The following is a 26,164-nucleotide window of genomic DNA, read 5'->3' as shown; positions in this document are numbered from 1 at the left end:
CTCCCGTTTTTGCGCTCTCGGGTATGGGTATGTCGGTTCGGCGAGGACGCTTCGGTCCGCTTCGGAACACTCATAACGCTCGACGGGGTACGAACGGGTGCCGATCGAGTCCATTGGGGTAGTGGCCAATCCTGTTGCCTTCTGGGGGCAACGACCCTGGTTCGAATCCAGGATGGACTACTTCTCTCGTCACTCTCTCCGCCCACTTCTTTCGCTCACTTCTCGACGTCCAGTAGCGCCACGCGCTCCTCGATCACGTCGGCGAGCGTGCCGTCGGTGGCTGCCAGTTCACGGTCGCTTACGTCGTAGAACGCCCGGACCCGATCCTCGTCCGTCCGTTCGGCGACTCGCTCCCTCGACCCGGTCGGAGCGGCCGAATCGTCCGGATCGAGGGCGGCGCCGTCCGCGAACAGATCCGCGAGGCGATCGAGGGCCACCTCGACGTCGACGCCATCTGCGGCGCTCGAACCTTCGTTTCGTTCCTCGGACGACGCGTAGGCGATCCCGATCGCGGGCGTCTCCCCCTCGTCCACGCCCATCTCGAGCGCGTCGTCGATCTGGCGTCTTCCGGCGGCGTACAACAGCGTCTCGACCGCGTGATCCCTGGCCACCTCCTCGCCGCGTTCGAAGGCCCGCTCGGCGCGCGCGACCGCGCGTTCGAGCTGGGTCGTAGAGACCACATAGCGCGCGTCGACCACCTGGACGACCGCGCCGGTCTCCCGGCGGATCGACCGAACTCGTCCCAAGAAGGCGTCGAGATCGTCGATCGACGTCGTCCCGACGAGAAACCGGGGGTTAGGGCAGGCGTCGCACGCTTCTCCCTCGGTCGATCCCTCTTCGGTCGATCCCTTCTCGTTCGAACCGGTCACCGGAAATCACCCAGGTTCGACTGCCCCTCGCCCTCGTCGCCGGCGGACCCGGCCGTCGCCGCCGCCGAGGCGGACGCGTCGGCCCGAACGTCCTCCATCGACGGGTCCTCGCGACCGGCGTTCTCCAGGATCGTCTCGGCCGTCCGCTCGCGCCCGCGAAGGGCCCCGAGAACGACCGACTTGTCGACCTCGCGGAGGTCCGAACGCGACTCGATTCCGGCCTCGTAGAGTCGTCTGGCGCGTTTGCGGCCGACCTCCCGGATCCCGGCCAACTCGAGCAGCTCCTCGCGGACGCCGTACTCGATGCGCTTTCTCGCCTCCCGGATCTCGCTCGCGCCGTCGATCTCGATCTCGTTGGCCAGCGTCTCCGCGGCCCGCAACAGCCACTCGGCGGTGTCGACCTTGCCGCGGATGTCGCCGGGACCGACCCCGTAGCGCTCCGCGATCCGGTCCTCGTCCACCTCGTTCGCCCAGTCCTCGAGGAGCCGTGCGGTCTTCAACGAGGCGAGCCAGTCCTCGAAGCGGACGTCCTCGTGTTCGGACGGCGTGGCTCCGAGCAGCTCGTCCTCGCGTTCGTAACACGTCTGCGTGTACCGCTTTTTGTCCCCGGACTTGAGGTAGAGCTCGTACATGTCCGGCGTACGGCTCACGAGGTGATACAGCCCGAGCGGCGAGAGATCGACGGGCTCCGGTTCGCTCGTTCCCTCCGGCTCCGACGTCTCGTCCGGCTCCGCCCCGTTTTGTGGCTCGTCCTCGACGCGATCGTAGGTCACGAACTCGACCGACTCCCCGTCGTCCCCGTTCCCGGTCGTCGCGCCGTCGCCCTCCTCCGCGGCCGATCTCCTCCTCGGCGCGTATCGTTCGTCGCTCCGGCTTCCGGTCCCGTCCCGTCCGCCGGCCGCGCGAAGCCCGTCGATCATCTCGGCGGCGCTCATCGGATCGAGGTACTGTCGGGAGACCGCGTGGCCGATGGACGTCGCCGCCAGCCGCTCGCCGTCGTGTCCCCGCTCGCGTTCGAGGAAGTCGTTAACGCTCAGGTACTCGATGACGGAGTCGGCGACGCGCTCGAGGTGTCGGTCGTCGTCGGCCTGGGCGGCGTACAGCGTGTTCCGGAGGAACTCGAAGAGCCCGTCGCGCGTCGATGCGAACCCCGTCGCGACGGTCGCGAGCACGTGCGTCCGCAACGCCGGCTCGGCCGCGAGCTTCGAGCGGACCGGCTCGGGATCGGCCCAGAGATACCGATCGAACAGCTCCTCGGATTCCTCGCGTCCGTCGGCCAGCAACACGGCCTCGCCGTAGGGATCCAGACCGGGACGACCCGCCCGCCCACACATCTGGTGGATCTCGAGGACGTCGAGCGGCTTCATCCCGCCAACCTCGCCGTCGTAGCGTCGCCAGTCGCGGACGATCACCCGTCTCGCCGGGGTGTTCACTCCGGCGGCGAGTGTCGGCGTCGCACAGACGCACTTGACGAGCCGATCGCGAAACGCCGCCTCGACGGCCGAGCGGTTCTCGCTCGCGAGCCCCGCGTGGTGAAACGCCGCACCCCGTTCGACGGCGTCGGCGAGGTCGGAGGCGGTCTCGGTCTCTGAGGCGTCGCGGATCTCCGCGGCGAGCGACTCGAGTTCCTCGCGTTCCTCCTCGGTGAGGCGATCCCCGGTGACCCGAGCCAGGTCCCGTGCCGCCGACTCGGCGTTGCGCCGGGAGTTGACGAAGACGAGCGAGGATCCCCCTCGGCCGTCCTCGACGGTGTCGAGCGCGTCGGCGACGAGCGCCGCGGTCTGGTCCGCGCCGGGGTCGTCGCCGACGGGCACCTCGCGTCTGTCTCCGTCGACGAAGTCGATCGCGCCGTCGCAGTGAACGCCCATCCGGAGGTCGATCGGCCTCCAGTCGGACTCGACGAGCGTCGCGTCGAGCCAGCCCGCGATCTCCGCGGCGTTGCCGACCGTCGCCGAGAGCGCGACCGTCTGGAGCCCCTCGTTCATCCGCCGGAGCTTCGCGAGCGTCACCTCGAGGGTCGGCCCCCGCGAGCGGTCGTCGACCAGGTGGACCTCGTCGCTCACCACACACGAGAGCTCGTCGATCCACGGGGCTCCGTTACGGATCAGCGAGTCGACCTTCTCGCTCGTCGCCACGATCACGTCGCGGGTGGCGAGCCACTCGCCGTCCGACTCGTAGTTGCCCGTCGAGACGCCGACGGTCACGCCGAACTCCGAAAAGCGCTCGAACGCCTCGCGCTTTTCTGACGCCAGCGCCCGAAGCGGGACGATGTACAGCGCCTTGCCGCCGCGTTCGACCGCCGAGAGCATCGCCAGCTCCGCGATGAGCGTCTTGCCGGAGGCGGTCGGAACCGCCGCGAGGAGGTTTTCACCCTCCAGCAGCCCGGCCTCGACCGCTTCGGCCTGCGGCGGATAGAGCTGTGAGACCCCCTCGGCCTCCAGGGCCTCCGCGACTCCATCGGGGAGCCCGGAGAGCGAACTCGGTTCCATCACGCCCCCCTTGGCGCCCGTTCCGGTTTAAACGATCGGAGTGGGGGTCGGACTACTTCCCCACCCTTTCCCTCCCTCTCCTCCGCTCGCCGACCCCTCGCCTGACCGTCCGCCCCGAACCCTCGCCTGACCGTCCGGAACGTGACCCGTCGGCATTCACACCCGATCGTCCGGATCGTGGTCCGCCGCCATCCGCCGGGCCTCCGTGCGGAACCGATCGCGATCCGCCTCGGCGTCCACCGTCGAGAGGTCCTCGTTTGCACCGTCCTCGCCGGTCTCGATCGCGGCGGTCACCCCGTCGCCCATGTAGAGCCGCTGTTCGGCGATCTCCTTCGTGTGAACGCGCTCGCCGTCTGTCGTCGCGTAGGTGAGCCGGACGAGCCCCTTCGAGTCGAACTCCCGGTCGACGAGCCACAGCGTCGTCATGTTCGGGGATCGGGAGAGCGCGCGGTTAAACGCCTCGTTGCCGTTCGATCCTCGCCGGTGGCAACGCATCGCGGGTGTCACTCGTCGCTGGCGCCACTCCTCACTCGTCGACGACGCTCGTCACTCGGTGTCCACACCGGTCGATCCCTCGATCAGCCGCTCCTTTTCGTCCCTCGATAGCTGCTTGATCGCGTGCTCGCGCGACATCGCCGCCGAGCGCGTCTCGAACTGCTCGACGTGGCGCAACTCGACGGGCGTCCGACCGCGCGTGTACCGCGCCCCGTCGCCGGCGTCGTGTTCCGCGACGCGGCGCTCGACGTCGGTCGTATAGCCCGTGTAGTAGGTGCCGTCCGCACACTCGATGACGTACACGTGGTGCACGCCTCGGTCCTCACTCCGCTCTGGCGGCCGCGATCCGTCTGGCGATCAGCCCCGCCTGCGCGCCGGCGACGAACCCGGCGTCGACGTTCACCGTCGTCACCACGGTACACGACTGGAGCCCGCCGTAGAGCGCCGCCTCCCCGTCGCCGGCGACGCCGTATCCCGACGCGACCGGGAGGGCGATCACCGGGACGTCGACGAGCCCCGCGACCACCGTCGGAAGCGCTCCCTCGCGGCCGGCCGCGACGATCGCCACGTCGGCCTCGCGGACGCGGTCGATCTGATCGAGGATCCGGACGAGGCTCGCGACTCCGACGTCCTCGATCAGATCGACGTCGGCGCCGACCTCGCGGGCGATCACGGCGGCCTCGCCCGCGATCGGCGCGTCGCTCGTCCCGCCGGTGACGATCGCGACCCGCGCGTCCAGATCCGGCGGTTCGAACTCCGGCGTGTGGACGACGACGGTTCGCGTCCGTTCGTCGTGATCCACCTCGGCGTCGGGAAACTCCGCGTACACCGCCTCGATCGCGGCCTCGGCGACCGCTGAATCCGCCCTGGTCACGAGCGCCCGTCCCGTCGTCTCGACCGCGGTCCGCGCCAGCCGTGCCGTCTCCTCGGGCGTCTTTCCGTCCGCGAGGATCGCCTCGGGGATGCCCCGTCTGGTCTCGCGGGCGGCGTCGAACCGTCCGGCGTCGGTCGTCGCGTACCCCGACAGCCGTGATTCGGCCTCCGAGATGCCGATCTCGCCGTCCGCGAGGGCTTCGAGTACGTCGCGCATACCCGGTCCTGTGAGCCCGATCGGTTCGTAGCTGTCGGTCCGTAGCGGCCTTCGACACCGTGACACTCGATACCGTTTAACGTGTGAACGTATCGGGTGATTTTGCCGTTAACCCCACTTACGGGCCCCGTATCGGGCGAATTCAGGAACTCTTATTAAGTATCGAGGGATAGTCCCGTCTGCATGGCAGACCTCATTGTCAAGGCAGCGGTCAAGGAAGCGCTGGAGGACAAGAACGTCGCCTCGGACTTCTACGAGGCGCTCGACGAGGAAGTCGCGGAGCTGCTCGAGGACGCCGCCGCCCGCGCGGAAGCGAACGACCGGAAGACGGTCCAGCCGCGCGACCTGTAGATCGGTCCCGCTTTCCTCCCGTTTTTTCACCCCTCGCCAGCCCCGGTGTCCGCGATCCGGCGCCGGCGAGGCTCCCGTGTGAGGTCGCTCGGCTTCTCGCGTGAGGGCTCCCGGATTTTCCGCGTGAGGTGGTCCTCAGGACTCGATCACGCGAACGCCGTCGTCGGTTCCGACGTGGACCTCGTCGGCGAGTCCGACGAACAGCCCGTGTTCGAGCACGCCCGGAACGGTCGCGATCGTTCGCGCGAGCGAGGCGGGGTCGTCGATCGCTCCGAACGAACAGTCCAACACGAGGTTCCCGTTGTCGGTGACGACCGGGCCGTCCTTTCGCTGGGCCCGCCGCAGCGTCGGTTCCCCGCCCGCGGCCCGGATCTCCCGTGCGACCGTCGCGCGAGCGTCGGGAAGCACCTCCACGGGGACCGCGCTGTCGAGCGTCGTCGCCTCCTTCGAGGGATCGGCCACGACGAGCAGCCGATCCGCGGCCGCGTCGACGACCTTCTCTCGCGCGTGGGCCGCGCCGCCGCCCTTGATCATGGCTCCGACGTCCTCCTCCGCTCCCCCCTCGTCGATCACGACCTGATCGGCGCCGTCTATCGCCAGGTCGATTCCGGGCTCGTCTCCTCCGACGACCTCCTCGAGGTCGACGAGCGGGATCGACTGCTCTCGCGCGAGTTCGCGGGACGCGAAGGACGTGGGGACGCCCCGGACGTCGAGGCCGGAATCGACCATGCGGCCGATCGCGCGGATCGCGAACGCCGCCGTCGATCCCGTTCCGAGGCCGACCACCGCGCCGTCGGTCACCGCCTCGGCGGCCGATTCGCCGGCCCGTCGCTTCTGGTCGTCCGTGCCGCCGGTCGTCTTCATACCCTCCCGTGCGGCGGCGTCGACAAAAAGCGTCGCCGTTCGGTCCCGTGCGGGGACGTCGGCTCGTCGGTCTCGAACCCGGGCGTCTCACTCCAGCCGATCGACCACGGCCTCGGCGTCGTACGCGAGCGTGAGCGTGCGCGACCGGCCGCGCCCTTCGACGTCGGCGTACTCGGCCTCGATGAGACCGAGCTGGTCGAGCTTGTTGATGATCTCCGAATAGCGGGTGTACCCCAGGTCGGTCTCCTCGTGGAACGCCTCGTAGACGTCGCCGGCGCGCTCTCCGTCGTGTTCGACGAGCACCTCGACGAGCGCCCGCTCGGAGGTGGAAAGGCCTCGAAGCGACCGCGAGAGGTGGACGAACTTCGACTTCTCGTAGGCCGCCTCGACGTCCTCCGTGGCGATCGTCTTCGATCCCCGCATCTCGGCGTTGAGCCCGGCCCGCCGGAGCAGGTCGATCCCGACCCGCAGGTCGCCGCTTTCGGCGGTCAGCTCGGAGACGCGTTCGAGCTCGGGGCGGTCGATGACCCCGTCTTGAAACCCGCGTTCGACCCGCTCCCCGAGGATGTCGACGATCTCGGGGACGTCGTAGACCGGAAAGTAGACCTCCTCGGGACGAAACACCGACTGCACGCGCGAGTCCAGCTCGTCGATCACCTCGAGCGAGAGGTCCGAGGAGACGACGATCACGCCGATGCGCGCCCCCGAGTGGGTCTCGTGGGCCCGCAGCATCGAATAGAGGGTGTCGGAGGCCTCGTTCTCGTAGAACAGGTAGTTCACGTCGTCGAGGGCGACCACGAGGACCTCGTCCTCCTCGATCAGCCGGTCCGTGATCTGTCCGAACAGCTTCTTGAAGGAGATCCCCGAGGAGGGCGGCTCGTACTCGAAGATGCGCTCGAAGAGCCTCGAGAAGACGGCGTACCGCGTCGAGTCGACCTGACAGTTGACCCGGACGGTCCGGACGTCGCTCCCGCCGGCGAGCTCGCCGAAGAGCTTCTGGATCGCGGTCGTCTTTCCGGTCCCCGGCGGCCCGCGGACCATCGTGTTCAGCGGCCGGGATCCACGAACCGCGGGGCGAAGCGCGTACTTGAGCCCCTCGATCTGGCTCTCGCGGTGTTTGAACGTCTCGGGAACGTAGTCGATCTCGAAGACGTGCTCGTCACGAAAGACCGACTCGTCCCACGAGAGCATCCCGTCGGGATCCCCGCTCATCGTGTACACCACGTCCCCCCGGTCACTTAACCGTTCCCCGGAACCTCGGCGAAAGTGTAACGATCCGTGATATCGTCCGAGGCCTTCGAAACGCGTGCTTTCGGTTTCACTATCGGCTCGCTCGAAACGACGTTTCCGTTCACGGTTCCCGTTCCGGTTCCGTTCCCGGTTCCCGTTCCGGTATCGGTTCCGGTTCCTCGAGGGACAGGACGTGCACGTACCGAGTCAGCGATCGGTGGACTCGCCGCTCGAACAGCGCGTCTATCGCCCAGCCCGCCTCCACCGCGGCCGACCGCCAGTCGCGGTCGGCGACCATCACCGCTCGGTCGCTCGCCCGCGCCGCCTCGGAGAGCGCGCCCGCGACCAGATCCGCGAGTTCGTGGCGCTCGATCTTCGACTGGCGGCCGTATGGTGCATCGAAGACGACGCAGTCGATTCCGTCGTCGACGACCGGCAGTACCGTCGCGTCCCCCCGGAGCACGTCCCAGCTCCCCGAGAGGTACGTCCGCAGGTTTCGCCGGGTGCCCCGGACCATCTTCGGCTGGGCGTCCGCGGCGAGCACGCGAGCCCCGACGAGTCCCGCCTCGATCGGCAGCCCGCCGGTTCCACACATCGGGTCGAGGACCGTCGCACCCGGCCGTGCGCCGGCCACGTTCACGTACGCACGGGCGTCGATCGGATCCATGCTTCCCGGCTGGAAGAACGGGCGGTCGGTCGGCTCCGGCGCGAACTCGCGGTCGGCCTCGGCGTGGACCCACCCGAGCACGCACGCCTCGACGCGCTCCCCATCGGCACCCGCCACGGCCTCGTGGTCCGGCCGCTTGCCGGCTGCAAAGAGCGCCCGCAGGACGTGGTCGGGGTCCTCGAGGTCGACCCGGAAGCCGCGGTCGACGAGCACCTGCCCGAGCTCGCGTTCGGCGCGGCCGGTCGAGACGCCAGTCGTGGCGCGCACGTCGCGCGCCCGGACCGCCACCGATCCGGTTCGGAGCGGCTCTTCGTCACCCGCTTTGGAGCGTTCCTCGACGTCCTGCTCGATCGGCCGATCGGCACACGCGACCCGGAGGAGCCGGACCGCGTCGTCGACGGTCGGATCGCACCGACCGATCGACTCGAGGGCGGCGTGGGTGTACGCGAGCCTCGGGATGCCGGTTCCGACCGCCTCCGCGCGGGCGATCCCGGGGGCCATCACCTCGACGCCGGCGGCGACGCTCGCGGCCTCGTAGGTCGCGAAGGCGTCCGTCTCCCCGGCCAGTTCGAGCCAGTACACGCCCGAGTTCCGCCCGCGGCCCAAATGAGCCTAACGGACGGCTCTCGCGGCGATCGATCGCCGAAAAAGCGGATCGTGGATGGATAGCCGACGGAACGATCGTCGAAGAAGCGCCGGGAGAGGGATTTGAACCCTCGATCCCGTGAGGGAACACGCTTTCCAGGCGTGCGCCTTGCCACTCGGCCATCCCGGCTTAGCCGATCCTACTTCGGTGCGACTGTTAAACCCTTCTCTTCGCCCGCAGGCGATGTTCACTCAGGTAGGCGATCGCGACGACGATCACGCCGACGCCGACGCCGATCGCGACCGCGATCGGGTACCCCACCGGAAGCTCACCCGCCCCGACGAGCAGGTATCCCTGCAGCCCCACGAGGAACGCGAGCGTTCCGACCGCGCCCCAGAGCAGCGCCGATCTGGCACGGGTTCGCGGCGTCGCCGGGACGCCGGGGCGATCGTTCGGGGAGTCCGGCCGTTCCGTCGTCGACTCCTCGGACGTCTCCTCGTCCGCCGACATCTACTCGCGGACCGCGATCGCCTCGATCTCCACGCCGACGCCCTTCGGCAGCGCGCCCGCCTGGACGGCCGACCGCGCCGGCGGATCCTCCTCGAAGTAGTCCGCGTACGTCCGGTTCATCGCCTCGAAGTCGTCGATGTCGGCGAGGAAAACGGTCACCTTACAGACGTCGCTCGGCTCCGCGCCGGCCTCGGCGAGCACCGCGACGAGGTTGTCCAGCGCCTGCTGCGTCTGGACGTCGATGTCCGCACCCGACAGCAGATCCCCCTCGGGCGTCAAGGGGATCTGACCGGCGGTGAACACGAGGTCCCCGGTCGCCGTCGCCTGGCTGTAGGCGCCGACCGCCGCCGGCGCCGCGTCCGTCTCGATGATCTCCTTCATGTGGACGCCTGCGCCGCGCGATCACTTAAAGACTCGATCGCCGGTTCCGACCCGTCCCGCTCTGTCCCCGCTCACGCGAGGATCTCGACCTCGTAGCCGTGGTCCTCGAGGCTCGCAACGATCTCCGCCGCGTGTGCGTCGTCGTGCGTTTCCATCTCGACTTCCAGCTCCGCGGCGTTGACGGCGACGTCCCGCGAGGTCCGGTCGTGGTGAACCGCGTAGACGTTCGCGCCGTGGTCGGCCACGATGTGTGCGATGGACTCGAGCTCGCCCGGGCGGTCCTTGAGCGCCATCTTCACCTTCAGGTACCGGCCCATCTCGATGAGCCCGCGCATGATCACGGTCGTCAGCCGGTTCATGTCGATGTTGCCGCCACAAAGCGCCGCCACGATCGTCTCGTCGTCCCCGTACTCGAAGGCCTCCGAGAGCACCGCCGCGAGCGGCACCGCGCCCGCCCCCTCGACGAGCGTCTTCGACCGTTCGAGGAGCAGCGTGAGCGCGTGGGCGATCTCCCGATCGGAGACCGTCACGACCTCGTCGACGCGCTCTTCGATCACCTCGAAGGTCCGCTCGCCGATCGATCGGGTCGCGATCCCGTCCGCGATCGTGTCGACGCTGTCTATCGTCTCGACGCGACCGAGCTCCAGCGATCGGGCCGCCGAGTCCGCTCCCTCCGCCTGCACGCCGACGACGCGGACGTCCTCCAACTGCGTTTTGATCGCCGTGGCGATCCCCGCGATGAGTCCGCCGCCGCCGATCGGAACCACGACCGTCTCCACGTCCGGGCGGTCCTCGACGATCTCCAAGCCGATCGTCCCCTGCCCGGCCATCACCGCCTCGTCGTCGAACGCGTGGACGTAGGTCCGCCCCTCGTTCCGTTCGATCTCGTGGGCGTGCGCCTGCGCCTCCTCGTAGTCGATCCCCTCCAGGACGACTCGACCGCCGTACCCGCGGGTGGCCTTCACCTTCGAGACCGGCGCGTGCTTCGGCATCACGATGGTCGAGTCGACGCCCGCGCGGGTCGCCGCCAGCGCCACGCCCTGCGCGTGGTTGCCGGCGCTCGCTGTCACCACGCCTGCCTCCCGCTCCTCGGGGGTGAGCGTCGCGATCCGGTTCATCGCGCCGCGGATCTTGAACGCGCCCGTGCGCTGGAAGTTCTCCAGTTTGAGGTGGACGTCGGCGCCCGTCATCTCCGAGAACGTCCGGGACCGCTCGAGCGGCGTCCGCCGGACGACCGACTCGATCCGTCCCCGGGCGGCCTCGACGTCCGAAAGCGACACCATACGCGTTCCTCGCCGCTCCGGCGGCTAATCGTTTCGGTTCCGCTCGCGTCGCTCCGTCTCCAGGGCGTTCGTCGGGTTCTCCTTCGCGGTCGCCGCGTCTCGGGGACGACGCGACCCGGTACGCGCGGCGGGCAGCGCGGCTCGACGTCTCGAGGAAATGGGGAAAGGGGGAATGCACGCGTGTGACGTGCACCTGAATCCAGCACGTCCGGTCATAAAAAGCTGCGGCTGGCGGAGTGAAAGTGTAACCGCATGACTGCGTCGACCGATCCGTCGCCGTCTGACGGATGTCCGATCGATCTCCCGGCCGGATCCCGTCGTCTTCCTCCGTCGGATGGCCCGCCGCCGTGCTTTATGTGATCATCGCTCGATCAATCGGCATGGACCTGTCAGCCGCCCTCCGGGACGCGGTCCTCGCCGCCCGACGCCGACCCGCCGACCTCCTCCCGTTCTACGTCCTCGCGGCCGCGATCCCCGTCATCGCGAGGACCGTCTCGTTCGTCGGATTCGCCGCGATCTACGCGTACCTCTCCTTCACCGGCCGGACCGAGCGGGTTCGATCCGCGCTCGCCGATCGCGATCTCCCCGCGATGCCCGACCCGGAGACGGAGCCCGAAGCCTTCGGACGGTGGGCGAGCGAGGTCGGTGCCGTTCTCGAGCCGCTCTTCGATCCCGTCGTGGCCGTGCTCCTCGCCGTCACGATCGTCCTCGCGCTTGCCGTAACCGTCCTCCTACACGCCGGCGTCGCCGCGGGGCAGTACGCGGTCTGTCTCGCCCGATTACGTGACGAACGCGCGACCCTCGCGGGGATCGGTGGCGTCCGATCCCACTGGCTCTCGATCCTCGTTCTCTCCCTTCTGGAGTTCGCCGTCTGGATCGCGGTGACGCTCGTTGCCGGGGTCGCGATCGCCGTCGCGGCCGTCGTCCACCCGATCCTCGCCGTGCTCGTCGGTCTGGTCGCGTTTCTCGTCTGGACCGTCCTCCTGCTCGCGACCCGGGCGGTTCTCGCGTTCGCGCCCGTCTCCGTCGTCGTCGACGACGTCGGTCCACTGGACGGCGTGGCCGGCGCAATGGCGTTCATTGGGGCGAACCCCGCGGAGGCGCTCGGCTACTACGCCCTCGCCGTCGCGTCTCTGTTCCTCCTGGCGTCGGCCGCCGGGGTCGCCTCGTTCGTCGGCGCCCCGAGCGTCGTCGGGCTCGCCAGCCTGCTCGTGCTCGCGCCCGGACTCGACCTGATCAAGACCGGTCTCCTCGGCCGGTGGCGTGGCGTCGTCGGCTTCCCCGATCCGAACTCACCCGTCGATAGCTCGACCCGGTCCGATCCGCCCCTCGTCGCGGTCCGCGGGGGAGTTCGAAACGGACTCTCGGAGGTGCTCGGATTCGTCCGGGCGGCTCCCGGACTCCACGCCCTCGTGCTCCTCGTCGGCGTCGCGGGGTTCGCGACCGGCTGGAACGCCGCCGAACCGCTCGCGGGCGTCGTGACCGCATCCATTCTCGATCGGCTCTCGGGCCACGTGCCGCCGGTCGCGGCCCTCGAGTTCTTCGCGAACAACCTGACGGTCGCGCTCGGGACGGCTCTGGCCGGCGTCGCCCTCGGAGTCCCCTCGATCGTCGCGATCTGGTTCAACGGGTTCGCCTTCGGCATCATCTTCCGGCTGGAGGTGGAGCTCCCGGCGCTCCTCGCGTTCGTCCTCCCGCACGGCGTCCTCGAGATCCCTGCCCTGATCGTCTCCGGCGCGCTCGGGCTCCACCTCGCCCGCTCGGGCTGGCGCACCTGGCGCGGGCGCGCATCACGGGAGTCGCTCGCGGAGGATCTCGTCTACGCGATCCGAGTTCTCGTCGGCGTCGGGATCCTCCTGTTCCTCGCGGGGCTGATCGAGGGGTTCTTGAGCCCGTACTACTTCCGGCCGTTCCTTTAACGTTCGATCGGCGGTCGTCTAACGTCCGATCGGCGGTCGTCTAACGTCCGATAGATGATCCCCTCGACGGTACGCGATCGGCACCCCTCGAGGGATGCCCCTCCCCGCGCGTCTCGGAGGGGCGTTCTCACCGCTCGTCGATCGGGACGAACTCCGCGTCCTGGGGGCCCGTGTAGCGCGCTCGGGGCCGGATCAGGCGGTTGTCCTCCTGATACTCGAGCACGTGGGCGATCCAGCCGCCGGCGCGCGCCATCGCGAAGATGGGCGTGAACATGTCCATCGGGATCCCGAGGTGGTCGTAGACGGACCCCGAGTAGAAGTCGACGTTCGGCGCGATCCCCTTCTCCGTGAGCCCCTCGTCCTCGAGGTACGACTCGATCGTGGTCGTGTACTCGAGCCACGTGTCGTCGCCGTTCGAGGCCGAGAGGTCGCGCAGCTTCTCCTCGAGGATGACGGCGCGCGGATCCTTCACCTCGTAGACCCGGTGGCCGAATCCCGGGATGCGCCGCCCCTCCTCGCGGGCGTCCTTGGCCCACTGCAGCGGGTCCTTGCTCGAGGCGTCGACCTCGCGAAGCGTCCGCATGACGTCCTCGTTGGCGCCGCCGTGAAGCGATCCCGACAGCGCGCCGATCCCGCCGGTCACCGCGGAGTAGATGTCGGCCATCGTCGAACCGATCACCATCGCCGTGAACGTCGAGGCGTTGAGCCCGTGGTCGGCGTGCAGCGTCAACGCCATGTCGAAGGTCTCCTCCGCGACCGCGTCCGGCTCGACGCCGGTCAGCATGTACAGGAAGTTCCCCGCGTAACTCAGCGACTCGTCGGGTTCGATCGGCTCTTCGCCCTGACGGACCCGATCGAAGGCGGCGAGGATCGTCGGGATCTTCGCCGTGATCCGACGACCCTGTCGAAGGGTCGCGTCGAGGTCCTCGGGGTCGGCGTCGGGCTCCGGTTCATAGGCCGAAAGCATCGACACCGCGGTTCGGAGCGCGGCCATCGGCTCCTCGTCGGCCTCGGCGAGGACCGCTATGGTCTCGAGTACGTCGTCGTCGACGTGACGCTCCTCCGCCAGCCGCGCCTCGAACTCCGTGAGCTCCTCGCGGGTCGGCAACTCGCCGTGCCACAGCAGGTACAGCACCTCCTCGTAGCTCGCCTCCCGTGCCAGGTCCTCGATCGCGTATCCGCGGTAGACGAGCTTTCCGACGCTCCCGTCGATGTAGCTCAGATCGGATTCGGCGACGAGAACGCCCTCCAAACCCCGCTTCAGCTCGTTTGACATATGGGAAGCCTTCCATCCACCCGAAAAAAAGCGTTGTCGTTTGGGAGGGTTTCGTAACGACGATCGTCGAACTCATCTACGACGTCATTCGGATTCGTTCCGACCGCTCATCCCCTGGCCGGAACCACCGAGATCGGTCGCTTGCGGTCGATCGCGTCCTCGAGCTCCTCGGCGATCGCCGACCCGCGGGACACCTGCACCTCGCCGCCCCGTCCGACGGTCGCGGTGAAGAGGTAGTCGTCGCCCGCCCGCACCTCGACGGTCTCGCCGACCTGTTCTTCGACCGGGATGACGACGTGTCTGGAGGTGATCTCGGGCTCGACGACCGTCCCGCGATCGCCGCCGTTCGTGGGGACGGACCCCGCCGTGCTCGTGGTTCCGCTCCCGTTGGCGCCACCGTCCGATCCGCCCGAGCGGTCGGGCCGCTCGGAGTGGGTCCGGACGTCGATGTCGATCCCGAGGCGGTCCTCGATGTCCGAGATCCGTCCGCCGCCCTTGCCGATGACGTAGGAGATGTCGTCCTCCTCGACGTAGACGATCGCCGTCTCGCGTCCCTGCAGCTCCACGTCGACGTGTCCGCGCGCGACGGAGCGGATCTCGCGTTCGATCTCCTTTTTCGCGATCCGCGAGACGCCGCTTTCGCGCTCGCCGTCGTCGTCGCCGATCGGGACCGTCACGACCTGGCGGTTGAACGTGTAGATCTCGTAGTCGGCACGGCCCGTCTCGAAGTCGCGGACCCGGATGACCGGTCGCGCGAGGTCCTCGGCGGTGAGTCCCTCGGGGACCTTCACCTCCGTGTCGACGTCGTAGACCGTGTGGACCTCGCCGGCCTCGATGTAGACCACGGTGTCGACGATCTGTGGGATCATCCCGAGCTCGACGCGGCCGACGAGCCGCTGGAGCGCATCGATCGCCCGCGAGGCGTGGACCACGCCGACCATGCCGACGCCGGCCATCCGCATGTCCGAGAACACCTCGAAGTCCGCGGTCTTTCTGACCTCGTCGTAGATCGTGTAGTCCGGCCGGACGAGAAGCAGCGAGTCGGCGGTGTTCGCCATGTCCCCGCCGAGAGCGCCGTACTGGGTGATCTCCGGGCCGACCTGCAGGTCCCGCGGCTTCTCCATCGTCTTGACCGCGTAGTCGTTGTCGTTGAGGAACTCCGCGACCGCCTGCGCGAACGTCGACTTGCCGGCCCCGGGTGACCCCGAGATCAGGACGCCGCGCTTCGACTCCAGGAAGCGCTCGCGGAGTTCGTCCGCCGACTCGTAGTCGTCGAGGGTCGTCTTCGCGATGGGCCGGACCGCCGTGATCTCGATCCCGTCCGCGAACGGCGGCCGCGCGACGGCGATCCGGTAGTTGCGGTACTGGACGATGTCCATCCCCTCGTCGGAGAGTTCGACGAAGCCCTCGTTCGATCCCCGCGCGAGGTTGACGATGGCGGTCGCCCACTCGTTCATCCGCTCGTCGCTCGTTACCTCCTCTTCGATCACCTCATAGCGCATCTCGCCGAGGGTGCCGCGTTTGGCCTTCGGCTTCGTCCCCGCCTTCAGGTGGACCGACATCGTCTCCTCCGTGAAGTAGTCGGCTATCGGCAGCTCCTCGACCACGCCGCGGGTCACCGGCTCGACGTACTCGACGGCGATCCCCTTCGCGCGGGCCACCTCCGACTGCACGACGTCGCTCGTCAGGAGGGTGGCGTCGTGATCCTCGGCGACGTCGCGGATGATCGCGTCGATGTCGCCCTCGCTCGCGGCCCCCTTCTCGGCCGGCTCCGGCCGCCGGCCGACGTAGGTCAACTCGATCGTCCCCGCGTCGGCGAACTCGGCGAGCCGCTGGAGCTCGGAGAGGCCGTCCCAGCCGGCGTCGTGGCCGTCGTTGGCCTGCGCCTCCAGCTCGCCGACGACCGCCTCCGGCACGAGGACCGTCGCCCCCTCGTAGGACCCGTCCTCGACGCGCTCGGACACGCGGCCGTCGATGACCGAACTGGTGTCCGGTACAACGTTCATACGCGACCTGGGGTCGGGACGCGTATAAGCGTGTTCGACCGCGGATCGTCCCCGATCGACCGACATGCTCGGGGACGGGCGCCCGCTTCCACCCTCCCGGCGACGCCCGCTCGATCCCTCGCGCCCAACGCCCACATCGACCCTCGCGTTTTTACCGGAGGACGACGCCAGACGTCACCATGAGCGAGCGCGAACTCCGTGATCTCACGCGGCGGCTCGTCACGATCCCGAGCCACGAGGACGAGACCGCCGCGGGCGACGCGATCGAGTCGTGGCTCCGCTCCGAGACGGATGCCGCGGTCGAGCGCGACCCCGACGGCAACGTGATCGCTCGACGGAACCCTAGTGGGTCGACAGCCCTTGCCCTCGTCGGCCATCACGACGTCGTCCCTCCGGCGGACCGACAGCTCACCGACGACGGCGGGTACGTCCTCGAGGAGCGCGACGGCCGGCTCCACGGGCGGGGGACCGCGGACATGAAGGGTGCGGTCGCCGCCTGTCTGCTGGCGTTTCGGGACGCCGACCTCCCGCCCGATCTCGAGTTCGTGTTCGCCTCCTTCGTCGGCGAGGAGCAGGGCGGCATCGGCGCCAGGGCCGCGATCGACCGCGGGTTCGCTCCGGAGTTCGCCGTCGTCGCCGAGGGGTCGACCGGCTACTCGGCGCCCGACGATCGACCGTCGGCCACCGTCACGGACGTCGCGGTGGCCCACCGGGGTCGCCGGGGATCGACGATCGTCGCCTCCGGCGAGTCCGCACACGCCTCCGAGTCCGGCGCCGGAGTGAACGCCGTCTACCGCGCCTGCGACGCCGTGGACGTCGTTCGCGACCTCTCCGTCCCCGAGACCACGGTTCTCGGAACGCCCCTCTCCGGCTCGCTCGCGGTCACCGAGATCGAGGGCGGAACGGCGATGAACGTGGTTCCGGACCGCTGTACCGTCACCGTCGACGAGCGGACCGTCCCGGACGAGCGCGCCCGTCTCGAGCGCGTCGAGGCGATGGACGGCGTCGAGTGGACGGTCGACGGGGACCTCCCGCCGATGGCGTGCTCGAGCGAGCCCTTCGCCGATGCCGCGGTCGCCGCCGCCCGAGCGGCCCACGAGCGGGAAGCGACCTCCTCCGCCGGCGGTTCGACCGGTTCCTCCGACGTCGGCACGCCCGAACGCGTCACCAAACCACACGCGACCGACGCGGGCTGGCTGGCGGCCGCGGGGACCGCCTGCGTGGTCTGTGGTCCCGCCGAGCCCGGGGAGGCACACACGGACGATGAGAGCGTCTCGATCCCGGTCCTCGAACGGTGTCGACGGCTCTACCGCACGCTCGCCGAGCGCGAGTTCGCGGCGCACGTGCGTGACGGGCACGGCGGAGAACCCCCGTGATCCCCGGGTGCGCACTCCTCGGGGCCGCTCTCTCCAGGGCCGCGCTTCCCGGAGCCGTCGCCGGAGCCACGGCGTTCTTTAGCCTCGGCGTGGTACGTCGCGCATGGACACGGACCCGGCCACCCCGGCCGACTCGGACGAACGCCCCGACGATCCCGGCTCCGATCGGAGCCTCGAGGACGCCTACGACGCGCTGCTCGACCGCTGTCGCCGGTGGAACGCCGTCTCGAGCGCCTCCGGCGTGCTCTCGTGGGACCAACAGGTGATGATGCCCGAGGGCGGCACGCCCGCCCGGTCGAAACAGCTCTCCGCGCTCTCCTCGCTCGAGCACGACCTCCTCACCGCCGAGGAGACGGGTGACCTCCTTGAGGAGATCGACGAGCGGAGCGGTGACCACGCCGCCGACCGGAGCGACGATCGCGGCGAGACCCTCTCCGCGGAGCAGGCCGCGGTCGTCCGCGAGATCCGGCGACCGTACGAGCGCGCTGACGCGGTGCCGCGCGATCTCGTCGAGGAGATCTCGGAAGCCTCCTCGGAGGCGCTCTCCGTCTGGGAACGCGCGCGGGCCGACGACGACTTCGACGCCTTCGCGCCCCACCTCGAGCGTCTCGTCGAGCTCAAACGCGAGTACGCCGAACACGTCGATCCCGACCGGGATCCCTACGCCGTGCTCTTCGAGGCGTACGAGCCGTGTCTCCCGATCGAGCGGGCGGAGGCGATCCTCGAGGAGCTTCGCGGGACGCTCGTCCCGCTGATCGACGCCATTCGGGAGTCGGACGTCGACCTCGCGGTCGACACCTTCGAGGGGACCTTTCCGGAGGAACGCCAGGAGGACCTCGCGCGGGAGGCGCTCGATCTCCTCGGATACGACTTCGAACGAGGCCGCCTCGACGTCTCCGCACATCCCTTCACCGCGGGCAACCAGTTCGACTGCCGGATCACGACCCGGTTCGACGAGTCGGACCCGCTCTCCGCGGTCGGATCGACGATCCACGAGTTCGGTCACGCGCGGTACACCCACGGGCTTCCACGGGAGCACTTCGGGACGCCGCTCGGGGACTCCCGGGACCTCTCGGTCCACGAGTCCCAGTCGCGGCTCTTCGAGAATCACGTCGGCCGCAGTCGCGCCTTCTGGGAGCGGTTCCTGCCGACGTTCCGCGAGCACTTCCCGGACGCGTCGGACGCGACCGTCGAGGACGCCTACGAGGCGGTCAACCAGGTCCACCCGGACAACCGCATCCGCGTCGAGGCCGACGAGCTCACCTACCACCTGCACGTCCTCGTCCGCTTCGAGATCGAACGCGACCTCGTTCGGGGCGACCTCGACGTCGCGGACGTCCCCGAACGGTGGAACGAGGGCTACGAGGAGTACCTCGGCATCCGCCCCGAAAACGACGCCGAGGGCTGTCTCCAGGACGTCCACTGGAGCCACGGCAACTTCGGCTACTTCCCGACCTACTCGCTCGGATCCGTGATGGCCGCCCAGCTGTACGCGGCGGCCGAGGCCGAGATCGACGCCGGTGAGGGTCCGGATCTCGACGCGCGCGTCGCCGCCGGCGACTTCGAGGCCCTCCACGAGTGGCTCCACGAGAACGTCCACCGACACGGCGCACGCTACGAGACCGACGAACTCGTGCGCCGTGCGACCGGCGAGCCGCTCTCGGCGGCGGCGTTTACGGACTACGTCGAGTCGAAGTACGGCGAGCTGTACGACGTCTCGCCGTAGGGGAGAGGGATCGCCACGCCGTAGAGGAGAGGGATCGCCACGCCGTAGGAGCGAGGGATCGACCCGTCGGAATCGACGTCACCAGGGCTCGCCCTTCAGGTTCCCCACAGTTCGTTCCTCGAGTTCACCACGGCTCGTTCTTCGCGCCGATCGCGAACGCGATCACGTTCGTGACGACGTGCAATACCGGCGTGATCACGAGCACGACCGCGATGGCGGGAAGCGTGAACCACTCGCCGAACCAGCCGGGCGCGACGAGGCACGCGAAAAGCAGCGCGACGACGACGAAATCGAGCTGATCGAGCCCGGGAAACGACGCCCCGCGCTCGCGGCCCGACCGCCGTTTGAGGAACGACGCCGCGATGTCGCCACACATCGCGCCGAACGCGAGCGCGAACGCGGCGTGATAGGGGAAGGTCGGCAGCTCGACGCCGATCGCCGACGACGCGGGGCCGTTGATCGCGTTCAGCCCCACCGCGAGCAGGACGCCGGCGACGGTGCCCGCGGCGGTCCCCCGCCAGGTCTTGCCGTCGCCGAGCACCCGCTTTTCGTTCCACGTTCGCCCGCCGTCGATCGGCCGTCCGCCGCCGGCCAACACCGCGACGTTGTTCGGGACGTACGCCGGCAGCATGGCCCACAGGGCGGTCGCGACGAGTGATCCGACCATACCGGCCCGACGGGGGTGGCCGTGTTAGCTCCTGTGGTGTTGTCGTCCCTCGGGTTCGGGGACAACGCTGATGGCGTTCGCCCCCGGATACTCGATCGAATGATCCCGCCGATCGCGCGCCGATTCGTCGCCGGCGATACCTCGGCTTCCGCCCTCTCGCACGCTCGCGGCGTGAACGACGAGGGCATCTCCGTCATCCTCAACCGGCTCGGGGAGCACCATACGACTCCCGAGGACGTCGAATCCGACGCCGCCGCCTATCGCTCGCTCGCCGACGCCATCGACCGTCGGGGACTCGACGCGTGCCTGTCGATCAAGCCCACCCAGGTCGGCCTCGACCTCTCGGCGGACCGCTACGTCGAGACCCTCCGGTCCGTCGTCGAATACGCCAGCGACCGGGACGTCTTCGTGTGGTGTGACATGGAGGGGTCCGCGACGACCGACGACACCCTCGACGCCTTCCGGGAGATCGCGGCGGAATACCCCTGGTCGGTCGGCCAGTGTCTCCAGTCGAACCTGAAACGCACGCGAGCGGATCTGGAGGCCCTCCTCGCGGTCCCCGGTCGGATCCGGATCGTCAAGGGCGCCTACGACGAGCCGTCGTCGATCGCCTACGTCGACCGCGAGCGCGTCGACGAGGCGTATCGGCGGGACGTCGAGTTCCTCCTCTCGAACCGCGATCGCGGCGTCGCCGTGGGCACCCACGATCCGGCGATGATCGGGCTCGCGCGTCGGCTCGCGGACGAGCATGGAACCGACTACCAGATCCAGATGCTGATGGGCGTTCGCGAGGACGCCCAACGCGATCTCGCGGAGCAGGGCGTCGACGTCGCCCAGTACGCCCCCTACGGGACCCGATGGGCCGACTACTTCTGGCGCCGCGTTCGCGAACGTCGGGCAAACGCGACCTTCGCGATCCGGGCGATCCTGGGACGGTGAGGCTCCCGGCGGACCGGGCGCGGGACGCTCCGGACGAGCTGCGTCGTCCGCCCTCCCGGCGGGTCTGTAACCTTTTAAGCGCGGCCGCCGCATGTTCCCACATCGGATGTCAACGTGGAAACGCGACTTCGCGAGCGGGCTCATCGTTCTCGTCCCGCTCATCGTCCTGCTTCTCGTCGTCGGATGGATCTATCGCCACATCGTCGCGCTTCCGCTCATCGACACCCTGGAGCCCGAGTGGCTCGTGGCGCCCGCCCTCCCGCTTTACCGCGTGCTCATCGCCCTCGCGCTTTTCACCACGCTCGTCCTCGCGGTCGGCTACTTCATGCGGACCACCCTCGGCCGGTTTCTCGAGGCCAGACTCGACGACGCGATCAACCACCTGCCCGCGTTGCGGGTCGTCTACAACGCCTCGAAGCTCGCCGTCGAGACCGCCCTCTCGGGGACGGACGACCTACAGAAACCGGTCCACCTCGAGACCTGGCAGGGGATCCGGATGACCGCGTTCAAGACCGGCAAGAAGACCCGGGACGGCCGGCTCGTGTTGTTCATGCCGACGGCGCCGAACATCACCACGGGATTCGTCATCGAGGTCGAACCCGAACGCGTCACCGAGACGGGCGAGAGCGTCGAGGAGGCCATGACTCGGGTCCTCTCCGCCGGGTTCGCCGAATCGGCCCACCAGGTCCCCGTCGAGGAGGAGTCGATCGCCGACGCCGTCGATCGGGGAGACGCTCGTGGTGACGGTCGAGAGGACGCCCGCGGTGGGGATCAAGGGGACGCTCGTGGCGACGGTCAAGGGAGCGCTCGCGGTGGCGGCCGTGAGGACGCCGCTGACGGCGATCGCGCCAACACGGAGTGACCGATCGCGCCTAGAGATACGTGAACCAGTCGTCGTGCTCGTCGGTCTGGCGCTCGACGAGATCGAAGAACGCCTGCTGGAGCTCCTCGGTCACGGGGCCGCGAGTGCCGGCGCCGATCTCGGTGTCGTCGACCGACCGGATCGGCGTCACCTCGGCGGCCGACCCGGTGAAGAAGAGCTCGTCGGCGGTGTACAGCTGTCCCCGCGACAGCACGGCCTCGTCGTGGACCGTGTAGCCCCGCTCGCGCGCCAGCGTGATGACGGTGTCCCGGGTGATCCCCTCGAGGATCGACTGGGCGCGTCCGGTGGTGTAGATCTCGCCGTCCTCGACGAGGAAGACGTTCTCGCCGGGGCCCTCCGCGACGTTGCCCTCCTTGTTCAAGACGATCGCCTCCACGTAGCCGTTCCGGCGGGCCTCCTCGCCGGCCAGCATGGAGTTGACGTACAGCCCGGTCGTCTTCACGTTCGTCGGGATCTGCGAGGAGGCGTGTTTCCGCCAGGAGGAGACCATCACGTCGACGCCCTCGTTGAGCGCCTCCTCTCCGAGGTAGGTGCCCCACGGCCAGGCCGCGATCGCGACGTCCGTCGGACAGTCCTTCGGCGAGACGCCGAGCGAGTGATAGCCGTAGTAGGCGATCGGTCGAATGTAGCCGCTCTCGAGGTCCTGGCGCCGCAGGAGGTCCATGGTCGCCTCGGTCAACTCCTCGCGCGAGTGGTCGATGTCGAGATCGTACAGCTTCGCCGAGTCGAAGAGTCGATCGAGGTGTTCATCCCACCGGAAGATCGCCGGGCCGTTCTCCGTGTCGTAACACCGCACGCCCTCGAAGACGCCCGTCCCGTAGTGGAGCGCGTGGGTGAGGACGTGGGTCGTCGCGTCCTCCCAATCGACGAACTCGCCGTTCTTCCAGATGGTGTCGACGTCCATCTCCTCGAAGCTCATACCTCCCCGGTCGTCGCCGCCGGTCATAAATCAGGGGGAATTCGCGTCCGGACGCGACGGCCGCTTCGGCCCCTCCGGCTTCCGCTCGTGTGGGCCGCTTCGACCCCACCTGATTCACGCGAGCGCGTCCACCAACGTCTCGCCCTCCACGTACGGGATCCCCTGTCGCTCCGCGTACGCCCTCGCGTCGGCGGGCGAAAGCGCCGCGCCGCTCTCGTCGTCGAGCATCTCGCAGACGACGGCGGCCGGCGGCATGTCGGTCGCCTCGGCCAGCGCGAGCCCGAACTCCGTGTGGCCGGTCCGCTCGCGCAACCCCTCGGCGGCGCCCCGGAGAAGGTGGACGTGTCCGGGAGTGTGGAACTCGGCCGCGAAGTCCTCGGCGGTGTAGGCGTCGGGATCGCGGTCGACGGCCGCCGCCGCGTTGCCGAGTTCCGTGATCGTGCGCGCCCGGTCGACGTCCGTGATCCCCGTGAACGTCTCGTGGTGGTTCACCGGAAGCGAGAACGACGACCGGTCGTCGTATGCGGGGTCGTCGTCGATCGCGGGGTGATCGAGCGCGTCGGCGAGAAACGGCAGCTCGAACGCCTCGGCGACCCGGTGGCCGACCGCCACACAGACCAGCCCGCCGGCGTCGTTTCGCATCCGCGAGACGGCCGCCGGGGTGACCGCGGTCGCCGGATAGATCATGTCGGTCTCTCCCTCCCTGTCCGCGAAGTCGTGGACGCAGATCGGCCCCCCGGATCGGAAGGCCTCGAGCGCCGGCTCGACGTCCGCATCCGGATCCACGCGCATCAGCGATCGGCCTCCGGCGCCCGCTCGTCCGCGCGGCTCGTCGGCTCGACGCGGAGCCGGACCGTCTCGCCGTCGACCAGGTCCAGCTCGTCCCGCAGCTTCACGGGCGCGATCACCTCGAGTTGCGAGTCGTCGTGGTGGGTGCGATCCGGGACGATCACGTGTGCGCCGCCGTACTCGCGCTCGGCGGCGTCGTCGGCGTCAGCGTCGTTGGCGTCGGCGTCGTTGGCCTCGTCGCCGTCAGCGTTCGACTCGGTGATCACGGTGACGCCGTAACAGGTGGCCGCGCCGTAGGTGCGGTCCTCGTCCGCCCACTCGTCGATGTCGATCGCCTCGATCCCGACGAGTTCGCCGCGTCGTCGAACGCTGGCCTCCTCGAGTTCGACGTTGAGGGTTCCGGGGAAGGGCTCGTACCCGAGCCGGGTTCGGAACTGTTCCATGTATCCCTCGAGGGTGATGTAGTGTCGTCCCTCGCCCATCCCGCTCGTGACGACGCCCGCGAGCGTGAGGTCGCTCTCCTCCTCGAAGAGGCGCCGGTAGTCCGCGTACTCGCCGCGGAGCCGCGACTCCCCGGCCTCCGTAACTGAGACCCACTGGCCGTCGCCGACGACCTCGCGGTCGATCAGCCCGGCCTCCTCGAGCCGCTGGAGCCGCCTGGAGGCCGTCTGTGCCGACGCGTCGAGGTCCTCGCCGAGGGCCGCACACGACACCTTCGTCTCGTGCAGCCCGCCGGCGAGCGCGACCGCCTTGAGCGCCGCGAGCTCGTCGGGTCCCGTCCGCGCGTCCGGGGGCGCCGTCTCTGACATACACGACGGATTCGACCCGTTCGCGTAAAAGCATAACGAATACGGAATACGTCACGAAATCGTGACGGTGCGTATCGAGATCGGGATTCGGACCGTGATCGTGAACCGTCCGTGTTCGATCCACCGCCGCGCCCTACAAAGACGCGTCGGTCGCACGCCGGCCGACCCCACCGACGTGTCGCTTCGCAAGGGCCTTTTAGACGGCCCCTGAACGGGCGGGCATGTTCCGACAGTTCCGGTCGGAGGTCGAGACCGCGCTCGCCGACGCGCTGGCGAGCCTGGACCTCCCGACCGACGATCTCGGCGTCGAGGAGCCGCCCGAGGAGATGGACGCGACCCTGGCCTCCAGCGCGTCCTTCCGACTCGCGGGCGAGCTCGGTGCCGCTCCGCCCCAGGTGGCCGAGGAGCTCGCGGCCGCCGTCGAGGCGACGATCGACGACGGCGACTTCGAGTATCTGGCCGACGTCGCCGTCGCCGGCCCGTATCTCAACTTCGAGACGACGGACGCGTACCTGCACGACACCCTCGCTGCGGGAGTCGACGAGGAGTACGGCGCGCTCGAGGACCGCGACACGTCCGTGGTCGTCGAGCACACGAGCGCGAACCCGACCGGGCCGGTCCACGTCGGGCGCGCCCGGAACCCGATCGTCGGGGACGCGGTCGCGAACGTCCTCGAGCTGGCCGGCTACGACGTCGAGCGTCACTACTACGTCAACGACGCCGGCCGCCAGATGGCCGTGTTCACCTGGGCCTTCGAGACGTTCGACGAGGACGACCTCGAGGATCCTCCGGCTCGCGACCGCATCGAGTACGATCTCGTGCGGTACTACCGCAAGGGCAACAGCTACCTCGAGGAGGCCGACCCCGAGGACGTGGAGGCGGCCGAAGCCGAGATCCAGTCGATCCTCCAGGGGCTCGAGGCGGGCGACGAGGAGACCTACGAGCGCGTCGGGACCGTCGTCGACCAGGTCCTCTCGGGGATGAAGGAGTGTCTCGCGCGCCTGCCCGCCGACTTCGACGAGTTCGTCAAGGAGACGCGGTTCATGCGCGACGGATCGACCGACGAGATCGCTGAACGCCTCCGCGAAAGCGACCACGCCGTCTACGAGGAGGACGCCTGGCAGCTGGAGCTCGACGAGTGGGGGATCGACAAGAACCTCGTCTTCCTCCGCTCGGACGGCACCTCGCTTTATACGACCCGGGATCTGGCCCACCACGAGTGGAAGTTTGAGAACTACGACCGGGCGGTCACGGTCCTCGGCGAGGACCACAAGCTCCAGGCCAACCAGCTCAACGCGACCCTCGAGATCCTCGGAAACGACGTCTCCCGGCTCGAGAACGTCATCTACTCGTACGTCAACCTGCCCGAGGGCAAGATGTCGACGCGCCGCGGTACCGGCGTGATGCTCGACGACCTCCTTGACGAGGCGATCGACCGCGCCCGCGAGGAGGTCGAGACCCGCCTCGACGACCGCATCCGCGACGACGACCTCACCGAGGAGGACGTCGAACGCATCGCCCACCAGGTCGGCATCGGCGCCGTCCGATACGACGTCGTCTCGAAACAGCCCGCGAAGGCGATCACCTTCGAGTGGGACCGCGCGCTCGACTTCGAGGCCCAGTCCGCTCCGTACGTCCAGTACGTCCACGCGCGCTGTTGTGGCATCCTCGAGGAGGCGGACGCCGAGGGCGTTTCGGTTCCGTCACCGACGGGCGACGAGTCCTTCGACGCCGCCGCCCTCGAGACCGACGAGGCCCGAACCCTCCTCCGTGAGATCGCCCGATTCCCCGCCGTGATCGAGGAGTCCGCGAGCGACCTCAAACCCCACGTCGTCGCCACTTACACCCGCGAGCTCGCCGACGCCTACAACTCCTTTTACCGCGAGTGTCCCGTCCTCTCGGCCGAGACCGATGAGCTGCGCCACGCCCGGCTCGCGCTCGTTTGCGCCTCGAAGCACGCGGTCGCGAACGCGCTTTCGGTCCTCGGCGTCGAAGCGCCCGAGTCGATGTGACCGTCCGCTCCCTCCGTTAGGTCACCGA

The 26,164-nt window shown here is 69.0% G+C and carries 24 protein-coding genes and 2 tRNA genes; 8 read left to right on the top strand and 18 right to left on the bottom strand.

The features are described from left to right. The first annotated feature begins 107 nt into the window (after positions 1–107). Positions 108–180, top strand: a tRNA-Gln gene (locus ACFQE9_RS07365). Between the two features lie 35 nt (positions 181–215). Here ACFQE9_RS07365 and cgi121 read toward each other — a convergent pair. From cgi121 to larB, 5 genes are all read right to left on the bottom strand, one after another. After that, complete coding sequence (gene cgi121 / locus ACFQE9_RS07360) at positions 216–869, bottom strand: KEOPS complex subunit Cgi121 (protein WP_379742588.1); 654 nt, start codon at positions 867–869, stop codon at positions 216–218. Further along, positions 866–3,358, bottom strand: coding sequence for an ATP-dependent DNA helicase (locus tag ACFQE9_RS07355; protein ID WP_379742585.1), 2,493 nt, complete (start codon positions 3,356–3,358; stop codon positions 866–868). The genes cgi121 and ACFQE9_RS07355 overlap by 4 nt, the downstream gene beginning before the upstream one ends. A gap of 156 nt (positions 3,359–3,514) precedes the next feature. Then, positions 3,515–3,784, bottom strand: coding sequence for a DUF7967 family protein (locus ACFQE9_RS07350; protein ID WP_379742582.1), 270 nt, complete (start codon positions 3,782–3,784; stop codon positions 3,515–3,517). A 120-nt stretch (positions 3,785–3,904) separates the two neighbouring features. After that, the gene (locus tag ACFQE9_RS07345; protein WP_379742579.1) at positions 3,905–4,165 is read right to left on the bottom strand and encodes a GIY-YIG nuclease family protein; all 261 of its coding nucleotides are present in this window, start codon (positions 4,163–4,165) and stop codon (positions 3,905–3,907) included. Between the two features lie 10 nt (positions 4,166–4,175). Continuing rightward, positions 4,176–4,943 carry a nickel pincer cofactor biosynthesis protein LarB gene (gene larB / locus ACFQE9_RS07340; protein WP_379742576.1) on the bottom strand — a complete coding sequence of 256 codons (768 nt, stop codon included), beginning with the start codon at positions 4,941–4,943 and terminating at the stop codon, positions 4,176–4,178. Positions 4,944–5,126: 183 nt separating this feature from the next. Here larB and ACFQE9_RS07335 point away from each other — a divergent pair, with 183 nt between their 5' ends. Then, positions 5,127–5,294: a DUF1931 family protein gene (locus ACFQE9_RS07335; protein WP_379742568.1), complete on the top strand. Its 168-nt coding sequence runs from the start codon at positions 5,127–5,129 to the stop codon at positions 5,292–5,294. Between the two features lie 135 nt (positions 5,295–5,429). Here ACFQE9_RS07335 and rpiA read toward each other — a convergent pair whose 3' ends face one another. From rpiA to ilvA, 7 genes are all read right to left on the bottom strand, one after another. After that, positions 5,430–6,158, bottom strand: a complete 729-nt coding sequence (gene rpiA / locus ACFQE9_RS07330) for a ribose-5-phosphate isomerase RpiA (RefSeq protein WP_379742565.1) — start codon at positions 6,156–6,158, stop codon at positions 5,430–5,432. Positions 6,159–6,245: 87 nt separating this feature from the next. Then, a complete protein-coding gene (locus tag ACFQE9_RS07325) occupies positions 6,246–7,370 on the bottom strand; it encodes an ORC1-type DNA replication protein (RefSeq protein ID WP_379742562.1) in 1,125 nt (374 codons plus the stop codon). A 139-nt stretch (positions 7,371–7,509) separates the two neighbouring features. Further along, positions 7,510–8,637 (bottom strand): methyltransferase domain-containing protein, encoded by a 1,128-nt coding sequence (locus tag ACFQE9_RS07320; RefSeq protein WP_379742559.1) that lies wholly within the window; start codon positions 8,635–8,637, stop codon positions 7,510–7,512. A 111-nt stretch (positions 8,638–8,748) separates the two neighbouring features. Beyond that, a tRNA-Ser gene (locus ACFQE9_RS07315) sits at positions 8,749–8,830 on the bottom strand. 27 nt (positions 8,831–8,857) lie between these two features. Continuing rightward, entirely contained in the window at positions 8,858–9,151 is a 294-nt protein-coding gene (locus tag ACFQE9_RS07310; RefSeq protein WP_379742556.1) for a hypothetical protein, read from the bottom strand. Next, positions 9,152–9,532, bottom strand: coding sequence for a Rid family detoxifying hydrolase (locus tag ACFQE9_RS07305; protein WP_379742553.1), 381 nt, complete (start codon positions 9,530–9,532; stop codon positions 9,152–9,154). A 71-nt stretch (positions 9,533–9,603) separates the two neighbouring features. Then, on the bottom strand, positions 9,604–10,815 hold the full coding sequence (ilvA, locus tag ACFQE9_RS07300) for a threonine ammonia-lyase (RefSeq protein WP_379742550.1): 1,212 nt from the start codon (positions 10,813–10,815) through the stop codon (positions 9,604–9,606). A 380-nt stretch (positions 10,816–11,195) separates the two neighbouring features. Here ilvA and ACFQE9_RS07295 point away from each other — a divergent pair, with 380 nt between their 5' ends. After that, positions 11,196–12,734 (top strand): stage II sporulation protein M, encoded by a 1,539-nt coding sequence (locus ACFQE9_RS07295; RefSeq protein ID WP_379742547.1) that lies wholly within the window; start codon positions 11,196–11,198, stop codon positions 12,732–12,734. A 127-nt stretch (positions 12,735–12,861) separates the two neighbouring features. Here ACFQE9_RS07295 and citZ read toward each other — a convergent pair whose 3' ends face one another. Further along, entirely contained in the window at positions 12,862–14,010 is a 1,149-nt protein-coding gene (citZ, locus tag ACFQE9_RS07290; protein WP_379742544.1) for a citrate synthase, read from the bottom strand. Positions 14,011–14,117: 107 nt separating this feature from the next. Next, the gene (locus ACFQE9_RS07285; protein ID WP_379742541.1) at positions 14,118–16,016 is read right to left on the bottom strand and encodes a PINc/VapC family ATPase; all 1,899 of its coding nucleotides are present in this window, start codon (positions 16,014–16,016) and stop codon (positions 14,118–14,120) included. Between the two features lie 179 nt (positions 16,017–16,195). Here ACFQE9_RS07285 and ACFQE9_RS07280 point away from each other — a divergent pair, with 179 nt between their 5' ends. Together ACFQE9_RS07280 and ACFQE9_RS07275 are read left to right on the top strand one after the other, a co-directional pair. After that, complete coding sequence (locus ACFQE9_RS07280; RefSeq protein ID WP_379742538.1) at positions 16,196–17,392, top strand: M20 family metallopeptidase; 1,197 nt, start codon at positions 16,196–16,198, stop codon at positions 17,390–17,392. A 103-nt stretch (positions 17,393–17,495) separates the two neighbouring features. Next, positions 17,496–19,118 (top strand): carboxypeptidase M32, encoded by a 1,623-nt coding sequence (locus tag ACFQE9_RS07275; protein ID WP_379742535.1) that lies wholly within the window; start codon positions 17,496–17,498, stop codon positions 19,116–19,118. A 124-nt stretch (positions 19,119–19,242) separates the two neighbouring features. Here ACFQE9_RS07275 and ACFQE9_RS07270 read toward each other — a convergent pair whose 3' ends face one another. Beyond that, complete coding sequence (locus ACFQE9_RS07270) at positions 19,243–19,785, bottom strand: CDP-2,3-bis-(O-geranylgeranyl)-sn-glycerol synthase (RefSeq protein ID WP_379742532.1); 543 nt, start codon at positions 19,783–19,785, stop codon at positions 19,243–19,245. Between the two features lie 99 nt (positions 19,786–19,884). Between ACFQE9_RS07270 and ACFQE9_RS07265 the strand changes: the two genes are divergently transcribed. Together ACFQE9_RS07265 and ACFQE9_RS07260 are read left to right on the top strand one after the other, a co-directional pair. Continuing rightward, entirely contained in the window at positions 19,885–20,724 is an 840-nt protein-coding gene (locus tag ACFQE9_RS07265) for a proline dehydrogenase family protein (protein WP_379742529.1), read from the top strand. A 106-nt stretch (positions 20,725–20,830) separates the two neighbouring features. Then, positions 20,831–21,586, top strand: coding sequence for a DUF502 domain-containing protein (locus ACFQE9_RS07260; RefSeq protein WP_379742526.1), 756 nt, complete (start codon positions 20,831–20,833; stop codon positions 21,584–21,586). A gap of 10 nt (positions 21,587–21,596) precedes the next feature. Here the strand turns inward: ACFQE9_RS07260 and ACFQE9_RS07255 are convergent, their stop codons facing one another. The 3 genes from ACFQE9_RS07255 to ACFQE9_RS07245 form a co-directional block, all read right to left on the bottom strand. Then, a complete protein-coding gene (locus ACFQE9_RS07255; RefSeq protein ID WP_379742523.1) occupies positions 21,597–22,526 on the bottom strand; it encodes a branched-chain amino acid transaminase in 930 nt (309 codons plus the stop codon). Positions 22,527–22,640: 114 nt separating this feature from the next. Beyond that, a complete protein-coding gene (gene ribB / locus ACFQE9_RS07250) occupies positions 22,641–23,318 on the bottom strand; it encodes a 3,4-dihydroxy-2-butanone-4-phosphate synthase (RefSeq protein WP_379742520.1) in 678 nt (225 codons plus the stop codon). Beyond that, a complete protein-coding gene (locus ACFQE9_RS07245; protein ID WP_379742516.1) occupies positions 23,318–24,124 on the bottom strand; it encodes a DUF120 domain-containing protein in 807 nt (268 codons plus the stop codon). The genes ribB and ACFQE9_RS07245 overlap by 1 nt, the downstream gene beginning before the upstream one ends. Positions 24,125–24,345: 221 nt before the next feature. On the opposite strand from ACFQE9_RS07245, the gene argS reads away from it, so the two are divergent. Continuing rightward, positions 24,346–26,136, top strand: coding sequence for an arginine--tRNA ligase (gene argS, locus ACFQE9_RS07240; protein ID WP_379742513.1), 1,791 nt, complete (start codon positions 24,346–24,348; stop codon positions 26,134–26,136). Positions 26,137–26,164: the final 28 nt, after the last annotated feature.

The organism is Halopenitus salinus (assembly GCF_042662125.1).
Classification (GTDB): domain Archaea; phylum Halobacteriota; class Halobacteria; order Halobacteriales; family Haloferacaceae; genus Halopenitus; species Halopenitus salinus.
This window is presented reverse-complemented; position numbering and strand designations above follow the sequence as displayed.